The organism is Echinicola sediminis, from assembly GCF_054777495.1.
On record NZ_BAAHAP010000124.1, the window covers coordinates 1 to 12,973 of the forward strand.

Here is a 12,973-nt window from a genome sequence, read left to right on the forward strand (position 1 = left end):
GCCAAGCCCTGTTTGGCTCCAGACAAGCTCGGAATGACGTCTTTGAAACTTGAACTGAGATTATGACATAAGTTAGATGGAATACTGTATTGAATTATATAATCGCATGCGATTAGAAATCCTATACAAACAGTATGTTGTGGTAGTCATGTTAGGCAGTGAAGATAAAGAGCGCCCCAAAGGGGCAAATTACTACTAGCCTGGGGTGTCAGCCCCGGGCAAGTGCAGCATATGATGGTCATGTTTTGGCCGGATAACTACCAATAGGGCAAATAACTTGCCGCCAAAACCAGGAGATTTCAATGGAGAGTTTTACCCCAGATACTGTATTGAATTCTGTAATCGCATGCGATTAGAAACCCTATATCCATAAATTATTTGGTAAAAAGATTTCAGTCTTGACTTATGGGAAAGCCTCAACCCAATCTCTTAAGTTAAGTTTTTAGGGCTTTTACTTCTGAGCAGGAAGCAATTTATCCACTACTGTCAGCAGTTTTTCCTGTTCACTGTCCCAAGAAACTTCTTGGCCCGGAGGTCGCGTATAAAAGGTTCGGGTAAAAAGTGCTTCAAAAGTCTCCAGGCTTTTTTCGGGCTGGTCAAATTCCAAGGCCACCCCCGCGGGGTATTGATCAATGATGTGTTCCCACTTGGGGTTTTTCGGAATGATCACCGGCTTACCCAAAGCAATTCCCTCATAGAGTTTGCTGGGGATTTTGGGCCATATACTTGGGAGGTTTTGATAAGGGAGGAGCAGGATATCGGCTTGGTGGATGGCCTGCTGAATGTCCCCATAAGGCACCGGCCGTCCACTTATTTCCAGCGTTAGTGCCGGGATACTTTGGGATACTTTCTTGAGTTTTGACCGGTAGTCAGCAAGAGGCACATGGCCTTTTAACTTCAACCTGCTGGAGGGGTAGTGTTGTTGGATAAACTTGAACCAGTGGATGGCTTCCTCTACTCCATAGACGGGGGTAATGGTTCCGGTGATAAGGAACTTCAGGTTGTTCCGGGAAATTTTAAAAGGCAACACGGGCTGGACAGGACCTGAAAATTTATTCTCTATTATAGTATAGGGTCTAAAACCGGCCAGTTCTTCTTGATAACATTGCTCTGCGAAAAAAAAATGATCAACAAACGGGGTGGTGATTTTTTCCACAAACTGTACATATTTGCCAGCCAAAAAGCGCAACCAAAAAGGCAGGGTGTTATTGAAGGAGATATTTTTACTGTAATTTTCCTGAACATCATAGACAAGTTGAAAGCCCAAAAAGGCTTTCATGATAGCCGCTGCAGGAAGCAGTTCATAGGTGGTGACGATGACCAGTTGGGGCTTAATTTTCTTTAGCCAATATAAAAATTTCAAGGGCGCCAAGAGCCTGTTGGGATGTAAACGCTGATTTCCAAAAATTGGCTTAAATTCAATATTATCCTGCTTGGGAGGATTTTTTTCCAAAAATCCTATGATGTTAATGTGGTATTTATTTGTTTCACGAAGTGAAATTGCAAACTTGCCAAAGGCCCTGGAATCGGTAAGGGGTTTTAATACGGAAGCAATGACAATGTTGGCTTTTTTCATCAACTAAAAATACGGAAACACTATAGAGCGAATCTAATATAAATTTATGGAATTACAGACTATCATTGAAAAAGCCTGGGAAAACAGGGAATTGTTAAAGGAGAAAGATGTTCAGATTTCAATCAAAACGGTAATTGATGATTTGGACAAGGGAAAGATCCGTGTCGCTGAGCCGCTGGAAGATGGAGAATGGAAAGTAAATGATTGGGTGAAAAAGGCCGTTATCCTTTATTTCCCTATCCAAAAGATGAGGACCATCGAGGTGGGACCATTTGAATTCCATGATAAAATGGCCCTTAAAAACGACTATGCCAAGCAAGGCGTAAGGGTAGTTCCTCATGCGGTGGCCCGTTATGGCGCGTTTCTTGCAAGTGGTGTGGTAATGATGCCTTCGTATGTAAATATCGGAGCCTTTGTAGACAGCGGTACCATGGTGGATACCTGGGCGACGGTGGGATCCTGTGCGCAGATCGGTAAAGACGTACACCTCAGCGGTGGTGTCGGTATCGGCGGTGTATTGGAACCGGTACAGGCCGCTCCGGTGATCATTGAGGACGGTGCTTTCATTGGTTCAAGAGCGATTATCGTGGAAGGGGTTCGCGTAGGCAAAGAAGCCGTAATCGGTGCCGGGGTTACCCTTACAGCAAGCTCCAAGATCATTGATGTGACGGGAGACGAGCCAAAAGAATACAGGGGATATGTACCTGCCAGATCAGTGGTGATTCCTGGATCCATTACCAAGAAATTTGGAGCGGGAGAGTTCCAGGTTCCATGTGCGCTGATCATTGGAGAGCGAAAGGCATCTACTGACCGTAAGACTTCCTTGAACGAGGCCTTGCGGGAAAATAATGTTGCCGTATAAAACAATAGATTATTGATGGAGTATAGAAAGTCAGTTTTGGCCCTGCTGCTTGCAGCGGGCCTTTTAGGAGGATGTGGCAGTCAAGGTGGATCCGAAGGAGACACCTTGTTTGAGCAGGGAAAGTATGAAGAAGCGGTGTCCTCTTACTCGGAAAGGCTGTCGACCAAACCAAAGGACGTGGATGCCCTCTACAGCAGAGGGAGAGCTTATGAGGAGTTGGGGGATTTGGAAAAGGCCAAGAAGGACTTTGAAGCCGGCATCAAGCTGGATCCTAAAAATATCCAGTTACTGCTGAGCCTATCCAACCTTTATCAAAAGGAGGACAATTTTGAGAGGTCTCTTCTCTATGCGGAATATGCCGTGGAAGTCCCGGGAGCACCGGCCACTGCCTATTTTATGAAGGGGAGGGCTTTGCACCAAATGGGCCAAACCGATGAAGCCTTAAAGGAATACGGTACGGCCATCAAGATGGACGAGAAATATGGACAGGCCTTTTACTATCGTGGGGTCTTGAAATACGCGACCAACAAAGAGAAAAGTGCCTGTGCCGATTTCAGAGCTGCTTCCTCCTTAAACTACAAATTGGCTGATCAGGCCATCGAAAAATACTGTCAATAAGCATCAAAAAAAAACCGGGAAAATTCCCGGTTTTTTTTATTTTTTATGGTGATCACAAATTTCATCCGAATGTAGCTGGCCAAAACCATCACAGGTTTTGCACTCACTTTTCTCTTTTAGACTACCCTGGCATTGTGGGCATGTGAGCCTTCCTTTGCCCTCACAACGATTGCATTTAAAGTACTCGGTAATATCAAAGATGTTCTTTTTGGTGACCAGTCCGGAAGCCCGGCAACGGCTACAGCCCACTATTCCTTTGGCCTTGCAATAGGAGCAGTCCTGCTCGATGTGCTTTTCACCCTCGCAGACAAAGCAGGTTTGGTACCGATAGCCTTTATGGTCACAAAAGTCACAGTTTTTGATGGCCAGTAAAGGTTCCTCCAGTCGCTTTTCCAATCCTTTGGCCTCTTCGTAATGCTCCGCCTTAAAGCCGTTTATTTGGAGGTACTTCCGCAGGAAATTGGCACTGTTATCGTACTGGTGCAGGGCAAATAATGTCTCCGCAAAGAAATAAGGCATGTCAGGGGGAATAGGTACGCCGCTGTCTATGATCTGTCTGAAATAAAGATTGGCTTTTTGGTAATCCTTACTCTCCAATGCTGTTTTTGCCTGGCTCATCAGCCGGTCCGTTTGGCCCAACTGTGGCCTGACCTGGGCTTCTGCAGACATGTTCCACAGTAAGAGTAAGGAGAAAACGCTGGTGCTGAACAAAAGCCTTATTCTGGAAACTAAGGCAGCTTTCATTCTGGTAAACCTTCTATTAGGCATAATCTAATGCTACTTGATTTAATAATGATGGCTTAAAGAACTTAATTTTGATTCAATTGTCCTCAGGAATCCGCAAATATTTAAACTAATTTTTTTAACTTAAAAGAGATTCTTAAGTACAGCACCTGGTTCTTTAGCAAAAAATCAGGCCGTGAGAAAATTCAGTTTAACCCTTAATTACGTTTTTAGTTATGATAGACTCAATAATAAAAAGTGTAGGGCCTGATATGATTTCCAAAATGGTAGGGCAATTTGGGCTTTCCAAAGATCAGGCTTCAAAAGCATTGGATACCACACAAAAGTCCCTCACCGAAACGGCAGGAAAGGAAGTGGCAGCAGGTAATTTGGATGGCTTGCTGGCCTTGGTGAATAAGGGGAGCAATGCTTCAGGAAGCAATACCTTTCAAAATATGGCCAATAACCTGGTAGGGGATTATATTTCTAAATTGGGCATTTCCCAGGGCATAGCCAGGCAACTTACAAATTTTGTATTGCCGCTAATCCTGGATAAGATCGCTGCCAAAACCGGTGGAAATGCAGGAAAAGGAGATCTGATGAAGATCATAGGAGGCAGCGCAGGGGACATTCTCAAAGGTAAAGCAGGTGATATGTTGGGCGGACTTGGTAATCTATTTAAATAATTCACTAACACTAATCTTTTAATTCTTATGTCAAAACCAATCACAAGTATCGAAGGAATCGGCCCGGTAAACGAAGAAAAATTAGGTAAAGCCGGTATTAAAACTGTTGAAGCACTATTGAAAAAAGGTGCTTCCAAAAAAGGAAGGAAAGAAATTGCTGAATCCACAGGAATCGATGAAGGTAAAATCCTGGATTTCGTAAACATGGCTGATTTGTTCAGGATAAACGGGGTAGCCAGCCAATTTGCGGAATTATTGAAAGCCGCGGGAGTGGATACCGTCAAGGAGCTTCGTACCCGTAATCCAGAAAACCTTCACAAGGCCCTAACAGAAACCAATGAGAAAAAGAAATTGACCAGGGCGGTGCCGGGCTTGAGCCAGGTAGAAAAGTTTATCCAGGAGGCCAAGTCTCTGGAGCCTATGGTGACGCATTGATCATCTAACGATAAAGCTGATACCTTAACCAAGATTGCTTTGGTTAAGGTATTTTTATTATTGCTGCTTAAATTATACCATTTAGATATATGACCCTGCAAAGCAAATTCCAAGAAGAAATTCAATCAGGATATCAGACAAAAAAGGATTACTTTATTTTAGGTACCGGAATAATAGGCGAAGAGCCTTTGAAAGGGGCCACCGTAAAGATTCCGCTAAAAACCCTCAACAGACATGGTTTGATTGCCGGTGCTACGGGTACCGGAAAAACCAAAACCTTACAGGTGATTGCTGAGCAGTTGTCTCTCAAAGGGATTCCCAGTGTGCTGATGGATTTAAAGGGGGATTTGTCGGGTTTGGCAAAACCCGGTCAGTTGAATGACCACATTACCTGGAGGAGTGAGGTCATCGGGGTGGATTATGATCCCCAAGGGCTCCCTACTGAGCTTTTGACCATCAGTCAGGAAAAAGGTACCCGGATGAAGGCAACGGTGACGGAGTTTGGGCCGGTGCTGATGTCCCAGATCCTGGAGCTCAACAATACCCAGCAGGGCATTATGGCCATGGTATTTCGGTATTGTGACCTTCAGCATTTACCCTTATTGGATTTAAAAGACCTTAAAAAGGTCCTACAGTATATTATCAATGAGGGCAAGGAAGAAATTAAGCAGGAGTACGGCACTGTATCCACAAGTTCGGTCAATACCATTCTCCGCAAGATCATTGAACTGGAGCAGCAGGGGGCTGAAGCATTTTTTGGCGAGACATCCTTTGATGTAGATGATTTTGTAAGGGTGAAAAATGGGAAGGGGCTTATTTCCATTATCCGTTTGACCGATATTCAAAACAGGCCAAAGCTGTTTTCTACCTTTATGTTGAGTCTTTTGTCAGAAATTTATGAAAGTTTTCCAGAACAGGGGGATCAGGACAAGCCCAAGCTTTGCCTGTTTATAGATGAGGCCCACTTGGTCTTTGACAATGCCTCCAAAGATTTGGTAGAAAAGATTGAGGCGATAGTAAAGCTGATTCGTTCCAAAGGGGTGGGGGTATATTTTTGTACCCAAAGCCCAACGGACATTCCGGAAAATGTCTTGGGGCAGCTGGGACTTAAGGTTCAGCATGCGTTGCGGGCATTTACGGCCAAAGACAGGAAATCAATTTCCAAAACAGCGGAAAATTACCCCATTTCCGAATTTTACGATACCAAGCAGGTGTTGACCATGATGGGGATAGGAGAGGCCCTGGTCACGGCATTGAATGAAAAGGGGATGCCGACGCCTTTGGCAAGGACGCTGGTCAGGGCACCCATTTCCAGAATGGATATCTTGACGGATGCGGAAATACAGGAAATAGCCCAAAGCTCGGAAATTGCCCGAAAATACAATAAGGATATCGACCGTGAAAGTGCCATGGAAATGCTGGAGGAGAAGATCAGACGGGCAGAAATGACAGCCAAAGATATCGCTGTGGAGCAAGGCCGTGGGACTGCCCAAACTAAGGGAAACAAAAAGGAAGAAGACAGTATTTTCGAGGAGCTTTCTAAAAATACCATGGTAAGGCAGATTGGGAGGACCATCTTCAGGGAGCTGGCAAGGAGCATTCTGGGGACATTGTCCGGCAAACGGAAGTAGGTCCTGATTTAATTTGATCAAATTCCAATGACAATAGTGGAGCGATAATTTATACTTTTGGCCAATTTTTTCATTTTTGTACATTCAAAATGAATTGGAAATAAAATGACAAGAATTGGGATAATTGGGGGCGGTGCTGCCGGTTTCTTTGCTGCCATTCATGCTGCGGGCAATGGAAATGAAGTGATCATATTTGAAAAAACAGGCAAGACATTGGCCAAGGTGAAGGTGTCCGGAGGAGGAAGGTGCAATGTAACGCATGCCGCTTACCAGACTTCTCATTTGGTGAAAAATTATCCTAGGGGCAGCAAATTTCTAAAAAAGGTTTTCAAACAGTTTCAGGTACAGGATACGGTGAACTGGTTTGAAAAAAGAGGTGTGAAGCTAAAGACCGAAGCTGATGGGAGAATGTTTCCTGTTTCGGACCAATCCCAATCCATTATCGACGCGTTGAGAAAGGAGGCTGAAAAGTTAGGTATTCAGGTCAGGTTAAAGTCAGCCGTGGCGAAAATTGCCCCCCAGCCGGAGGGCTTTCTTTTAGCCATTGGAGGAGATAAAGTAAAAGTAGATAAGGTGATTGTTACGGCCGGAGGAAGCCCCAAGGTGGAGAGTTTTGATATGTACAGGGAACTCGGTCATGAGATCAAAGCACCGATCCCCTCTCTATTTACCTTCAATGCCCCCAAAGAAGACCTTATCAAGTTACCGGGGATTGCTGTGCCCCATGCGCAGGTCAAACTGGAAGGGACCAAATTGTCCTATGAGGGACCGCTATTGATCACCCATTGGGGAGTCAGCGGTCCCGCTGTATTGAAGCTGTCTGCTTTTGGGGCCGAGTGGCTTTATGAAAGCGACTACCGGGTCAATGCCCATATTAGATGGTGTGGCAGCCTAAAAGCAGAGGAAATAAGACAGGCCTTGGAGGAGTATAAAGCCAATCATCCGAAAAGGAAAGTGGGGGGGCATCCCTTATTTGATCTGCCTAAAAGGCTTTGGGAACACCTGCTTGGAAAATGTACTATTTCCCTAAATGAAACGTGGAATAATATTGGTAAAAAGCAAATTAATAGCTTGGAACAACAGATTTTTTGTTATATATTACAAGTAGAAGGGAAGACGACCTTTAAAGAGGAGTTTGTTACAGCGGGGGGGATTGCGGTAAATAACGTAAATCCTTCTACAATGGAAAGTCGGTTGGTTCCTGGCCTTTACTTTGCTGGAGAGGTGCTGGACATCGATGGAATAACAGGAGGCTTTAATTTTCAGGCAGCGTGGAGCACTGGGTATTTAGCAGGAACCTCAACCAAAAAATGACCTATGAGACACTCATCATTTGTTATGCTAGAAAGCGTTAATATTAATTTTGATAAAGTAAATGAAATGGCGGAGGGAGATCCTCTTTTCAAAAAGGAACTTCTTCAGGCAATTTCTGATTCTGTGGTGGAGCTAAAAGAGCGCTATAATGCAGGGATCAAATCGAAAAATGTAGAGGCGCTAAACCAGGCCCGACATAAGGTGAAACCGACCATTTTAGTTTTTGAACTCAGAAAACTCAGTGATGTGTTGGAGACCGGCAAGAAGCTTATGGAAAGCGAGGGCATTCATGCAGATTTGCTCGAACACCAAGAGCAGTTCCTTAAGACAGTAGAGGATTTGTTGTCAGAAATTGAGCGGTCTTCCTGAGACTTCCGTGCAATTCATCCCTTTTTGTCGTTGTTTCAGCTTTTTAATGAGGTTAGTTTTTTTATTTGTATATCCGCAAAAATAGCAGTAGCTCTAAATTAGCAAACCATCTCTCAAACCTTGTCCTCTGTGGTGGGTTCATGGACATCTTCTTGAGACTTTCGCATACTGGCCCAATTGCGAATATTCATGTTTTTCGGAGAATTTCCATCAGGCCATGATGTTTACTGTGGCAAATACCGGAGAGCCTTTGCAATATTTTTTGTAATTTCAGGAGTTAAATTTTTAGGTGAATTGAAAATAGTAAGAGAATATGCCTGTACTACGCTCCACTTATCCTGGTCCACCGAAACGCTATTTTAATGGTCATTTTGAAACGATCTTTCCGAGTATATTCCGGGAAATAAAGGGGGTAAGCTATCAGCGGGAAAGGATTGCTACACCGGATAACGATTTTTTGGATTTGGATTGGAGTGATGTGGGGAGCGACAAGCTCTTGATTATTTCCCACGGGTTGGAAGGAAATTCAGAAAGGCATTATGTAAAAGGATTGGTGAAATTATTCAACAGGTATAATTTTGATGCCTTGGCCTGGAATAACCGTTCCTGTGGGGGAGAAATGAACCTTAACCCTGTTTTATATCATCACGGAGCTTCCTACGATTTGAAGACCGTGATTGATTACGTTATAGACAATTATCCTTACCAAGAAATTTACCTGGCTGGAATCAGCATGGGAGGGGCGCAGACATTAAAGTACCTGGGGGAAGAAGCAGAGGAAATACCGAAACAGGTAAAAAAGGCAGCGGTGTACAGTACCCCCTGTAACCTGCCCGACAGTGCGGCCACCTTAAATTCTCTTAAAAATATCTTTTACAAAGAAAAGTTTCTTTCCAAACTGAAAGTAAAGATAGCCGCCAAGGATAAACAGTTTCCGGGGATAGTAGATATGGATTTACTGAAAAGGGTCAAAGATTTTGACACCTTTGATACGCATTTCACCGCGCGTCTACATGGATTTAAAGACGCACCTGATTTTTATCGGACGGTGAGCCCGGACAATTGGCTCCACAAGGTAAACATTCCCACACTGATAGTGAATGCCCTGAACGATCCGTTGCTAAAGGGGGCTTGTTATCCGGTGAAATTGGCCGGGCATCATCCAACGCTTTTTTTGGAAATGCCTGAAAGAGGTGGACATACGGGATTTGCACTGAAGGGACATGAGTTTTCTTGGGTGGAATACAGGATCCATCAATTTTTCGCCGAATAAATTGGAAAGAAAAGAGCAATTTATCCCTTTCTGAGCCAACTTTGGCGGTTAAATTTAGTTCATTAATGGGAACGAAAGCCCTGTAGTTAAACAGTATCAAAAGTTAAGATTATGCGACATTTATATTATAATATCACCATTATTCTGATTATCCTTTTCTCCCTGCTTTCCTATTATTACGATCAGTGGATATGGGCTTTTATAGTCATTGTCCCTCTTACGGTTTTGGGAATTTATAACCGTTTTCAAAGAAGACATACCATTCTCAGGAATTTTCCTTTGCTCGGTTATTTCCGCTATCTCTTTGAGTCGATTGCCCCGGAGATCCAGCAGTACTTTATCGAACGGACAACAGATGGAAAACCATTTAGCAGAAACCACAGGGCGCTGGTATATAGAAGGGCCAAAAATGTGAACGATACCCACCCTTTTGGTACCCAGCTGGATCTTTCCGGTGAGAATTATCAGGCCATCAGACATTCCATCTATGCCACCCCACCGGTGACCAAGTTTCCAAGGGTCATCGTGGGAAGCAAACTTTGCAAACATCCTTACAGTGCCTCTATTTTGAATGTGTCGGCCATGAGCTTCGGCTCGCTCAGCAAAAATGCCGTTTTGGCCCTGAACAAAGGAGCAAAAAAAGGCCATTTCTACCATAATACCGGTGAAGGAGGGATTTCCCCCTACCATTTGGAAGGAGGAGGCGATTTGGTTTGGCAGATTGGAACCGGCTACTTTGGCTGCAGGACAGAAGATGGCGACTTTGATCCGGAGAAGTTCAAGGTCAATGCTGCTCATGAACAGGTAAAGATGATCGAAATAAAGATATCCCAAGGAGCCAAGCCTGGCCATGGTGGGATGTTGCCCGGTGAAAAAAACACCACGGAAATCGCCAAAATCAGGGGGGTGAAGGCACATACGACCATTATATCGCCACCCAGCCACAGAAGATTTTCCAATGCGGAAGGACTGATCGATTTTATCGCCGAGCTCCGGGAACTCAGTGATGGCAAACCTATCGGGTTTAAGCTTTGTATCGGTAGGACAGAGGAGTTTATTGACCTGTGTGCAGCGATGAAGAAAAAGAAAATATTTCCTGATTTCATCACCGTGGACGGTGCCGAGGGCGGTACAGGGGCAGCCCCTTTGGAGTTTTCCGATTCTGTAGGTATTCCTTTGGAACCTGCGTTGATATTTGTCAACAGGACATTGGAAAAGTTCGGTTTAAGGCAAGAGGTGAAAATCATTGCCGGGGGTAAAGTGTTGACCGCCTTTTCGATTTTACGCATGAGGGCTCTGGGAGCTGATATGTGTAATTCTGCACGGGCATTTATGTTCAGTGTAGGCTGCATCCAAGCGTTGCGGTGCAATAGCAATAATTGTCCCACCGGAGTGGCCACACAAGATAAGATGCTGGTAAAGGGACTGGTGGTAGAAGATAAGGCAGAAAGGGCCTACAACTTTCACCGAAACACCATGCATGCCGTGTTGGAGTTATTGGGTGCCTGTGGGGTGAAACATACCAATGAGATCGATATCAGCATGTTTGTCAAAGGAGATGAAATGGTGGCTTTGACCAATAAGTATTTTCCAGATTCGGTGCTGAATAGGGTGGACTAAGGGGCCTAAAGAAGATACGAGATTTGAGACGCTAGATATAAATGGAAGAGAGAATGATGAATGATTGATGGAAGTATGGTGGGTACAAAGTCCTAAATAGTCTCCCGCAGATAGGCGAGGATATTTCACAAAAATTTGATAAGTGAATCATGCCATGACACGAAGTCATGGCATGATTTTTTTATAGTTGGTTCGGAAAATTCAGCTTTGAGGGATACTTAATACTTTCTTAGAGCATTCGTCATTCGTCATTCGCTATCCAACATTCTACATTTTTCCATTTGCACCTTGTAGCTTTTTTTATTGAGCTTTCTTCCTTCAAATTTACATTCTCTTTATGGCCAAAGCGGCAACCGTACCTCCAATGGACAGGGAGCTCGTTGCTGCTGGACTAGGGGCGTTGAGAACATTGATGGCGTGGGCATTTTCTGTTATGGCAAAATCATCCAGTAATCCACCGGTCCTGTCGCATGCCTGGGCCCTGACGCCTGCACCGCCATCCACCAAATCGTCTTCCTTGATGTCAGGGATCAATTCCTGCAATGCCTGGGTAAAGGCTGCTTTGGAAAAGGAACGGTAATATTCTCCCAATCCCGTTTTCCAGTATTTGGCAGCAACTTTTTGTAGTCCCGGCCAGGTAACGGCCTCTTTGAATTCTTTTAGGTTAAAGTCACTTCTTTTATATCCTTCCCGCTTAAAAGCCATCACCGCATTTGGGCCTGCTTCCACACCACCTTTCATCATGCGGGTAAAGTGAACGCCCAGAAAAGGAAAATTGGGATCGGGAACCGGATAGATCAGGTTTTTGACCAGGTATTCCCTTTCTTTTTTTAGTTTATAATATTCTCCCCTGAAAGGAATGATTTTTACATCTAAGTCCAATTCATTGTTCATTTCCGCTACCTTGTCGGAATACAGGCCGGCACAGTTGATAAGCAGTTTACTGACAATGGTGTTGTTTGAAGTGATGATCTCAACAAGGCTATTTTTATGGTTGATTTTCAGTGCTTTGTGGTTGAGTAATATTTCTCCTCCCAAGCGTTGAAATTTTTGTCCGTAGGCCAAAGCCACCTTTTTATAATCCACTATTCCGGTCTGGGGAACGTGCAGTGCAGCCACCCCGTAGCAGTAGGGTTCATAGTCTTTAAGCTCATCCAGGGTGATTTGCCTTGTGCCTTCAAGTCCGTTTTGCAGTCCTCTTTTCAGCAGGTTTTGGAGCAGGGGAACCTGGTCTTCCTTAGTGGCGACCACTACCTTCCCAGTGATTTCAAAGGGGATGTCCTCTTCCTGGCAAAAGCGCACCAACTCGTGGTATCCATTGATACAATTGGTTGCTTTCAGCGATCCCGGTTTGTAATATAATCCCGAGTGGATGACCCCGGAATTGTTTCCGGTTTGATGCTTGGCCAGTTCGCCTTCTTTTTCTAGTATAACTACCTTAAGTTCCGGTTGTTGTTGCTTTATCTTCAGTCCTGTGGCTAGGCCTACTATGCCTCCACCCACAATGGCAATATCGTATGTCATATAGATTGTCTTGTCAGTGGTAAGTTCTTGTAAAAATAGTGTCCTTACTTTAACGAATACAAATATACATTACAATGCCAGATTGATAAAACATGACAGGACAATTCCTGGCTTATCTCTTGCAAGTTTAATTCTGATAATGATAGAAATATTTGAAAATCAATAGTTAGTAAATATTTTTTTGTACTTGTAGTTTTATGGATTTAAATATTTATAATTTTTACTACTTTTGTCTAAATTCAAACTATTTTAATATGAAACTCAATGTATTTTTAATGGGTGCAATGGTCACTTTTGTAACATTGCTGAACGCTACGGCGCAATCAAAATATGATCTATATT

General features: G+C 43.9%; 12 protein-coding genes. 9 read left to right on the forward strand and 3 right to left on the reverse strand.

The window, feature by feature from the left end; all coding sequences use genetic code 11:
* Nucleotides 1–451: 451 nt before the first annotated feature.
* Nucleotides 452–1,576: a glycosyltransferase family protein gene (locus ACYVAA_RS20400; RefSeq protein WP_460545361.1), complete on the reverse strand. Its 1,125-nt coding sequence runs from the start codon at nucleotides 1,574–1,576 to the stop codon at nucleotides 452–454.
* Nucleotides 1,577–1,622: 46 nt separating this feature from the next.
* On the opposite strand from ACYVAA_RS20400, the gene ACYVAA_RS20405 reads away from it, so the two are divergent.
* Entirely contained in the window at nucleotides 1,623–2,438 is an 816-nt protein-coding gene (locus ACYVAA_RS20405; protein ID WP_460545363.1) for a 2,3,4,5-tetrahydropyridine-2,6-dicarboxylate N-succinyltransferase, read from the forward strand.
* 15 nt (nucleotides 2,439–2,453) lie between these two features.
* The gene (locus ACYVAA_RS20410; protein WP_460545365.1) at nucleotides 2,454–3,056 is read left to right on the forward strand and encodes a tetratricopeptide repeat protein; all 603 of its coding nucleotides are present in this window, start codon (nucleotides 2,454–2,456) and stop codon (nucleotides 3,054–3,056) included.
* Between the two features lie 36 nt (nucleotides 3,057–3,092).
* Here ACYVAA_RS20410 and ACYVAA_RS20415 read toward each other — a convergent pair whose 3' ends face one another.
* Nucleotides 3,093–3,800: a molecular chaperone DnaJ gene (locus tag ACYVAA_RS20415; RefSeq protein WP_460545367.1), complete on the reverse strand. Its 708-nt coding sequence runs from the start codon at nucleotides 3,798–3,800 to the stop codon at nucleotides 3,093–3,095.
* A gap of 215 nt (nucleotides 3,801–4,015) precedes the next feature.
* Here ACYVAA_RS20415 and ACYVAA_RS20420 point away from each other — a divergent pair, with 215 nt between their 5' ends.
* The 7 genes from ACYVAA_RS20420 (at nucleotide 4,016) to ACYVAA_RS20450 (ending at nucleotide 11,107) form a co-directional block, all read left to right on the forward strand.
* Entirely contained in the window at nucleotides 4,016–4,465 is a 450-nt protein-coding gene (locus ACYVAA_RS20420) for a hypothetical protein (RefSeq protein WP_460545369.1), read from the forward strand.
* Nucleotides 4,466–4,492: 27 nt separating this feature from the next.
* Nucleotides 4,493–4,900 carry a DUF4332 domain-containing protein gene (locus ACYVAA_RS20425; protein WP_460545371.1) on the forward strand — a complete coding sequence of 136 codons (408 nt, stop codon included), beginning with the start codon at nucleotides 4,493–4,495 and terminating at the stop codon, nucleotides 4,898–4,900.
* A gap of 89 nt (nucleotides 4,901–4,989) precedes the next feature.
* Nucleotides 4,990–6,531, forward strand: a complete 1,542-nt coding sequence (locus ACYVAA_RS20430; protein ID WP_460545373.1) for a P-loop NTPase family protein — start codon at nucleotides 4,990–4,992, stop codon at nucleotides 6,529–6,531.
* 105 nt (nucleotides 6,532–6,636) lie between these two features.
* Nucleotides 6,637–7,845 carry a BaiN/RdsA family NAD(P)/FAD-dependent oxidoreductase gene (locus tag ACYVAA_RS20435; protein ID WP_460545375.1) on the forward strand — a complete coding sequence of 403 codons (1,209 nt, stop codon included), beginning with the start codon at nucleotides 6,637–6,639 and terminating at the stop codon, nucleotides 7,843–7,845.
* Between the two features lie 3 nt (nucleotides 7,846–7,848).
* Nucleotides 7,849–8,214 (forward strand): hypothetical protein, encoded by a 366-nt coding sequence (locus tag ACYVAA_RS20440; RefSeq protein ID WP_460545377.1) that lies wholly within the window; start codon nucleotides 7,849–7,851, stop codon nucleotides 8,212–8,214.
* A 313-nt stretch (nucleotides 8,215–8,527) separates the two neighbouring features.
* The gene (locus ACYVAA_RS20445) at nucleotides 8,528–9,487 is read left to right on the forward strand and encodes a YheT family hydrolase (protein WP_460545379.1); all 960 of its coding nucleotides are present in this window, start codon (nucleotides 8,528–8,530) and stop codon (nucleotides 9,485–9,487) included.
* A 111-nt stretch (nucleotides 9,488–9,598) separates the two neighbouring features.
* Entirely contained in the window at nucleotides 9,599–11,107 is a 1,509-nt protein-coding gene (locus ACYVAA_RS20450) for an FMN-binding glutamate synthase family protein (protein WP_460545380.1), read from the forward strand.
* A gap of 324 nt (nucleotides 11,108–11,431) precedes the next feature.
* Here ACYVAA_RS20450 and lhgO read toward each other — a convergent pair whose 3' ends face one another.
* Nucleotides 11,432–12,631: an L-2-hydroxyglutarate oxidase gene (gene lhgO, locus ACYVAA_RS20455; RefSeq protein WP_460545382.1), complete on the reverse strand. Its 1,200-nt coding sequence runs from the start codon at nucleotides 12,629–12,631 to the stop codon at nucleotides 11,432–11,434.
* Between the last annotated feature and the right edge of the window lie 342 nt (nucleotides 12,632–12,973).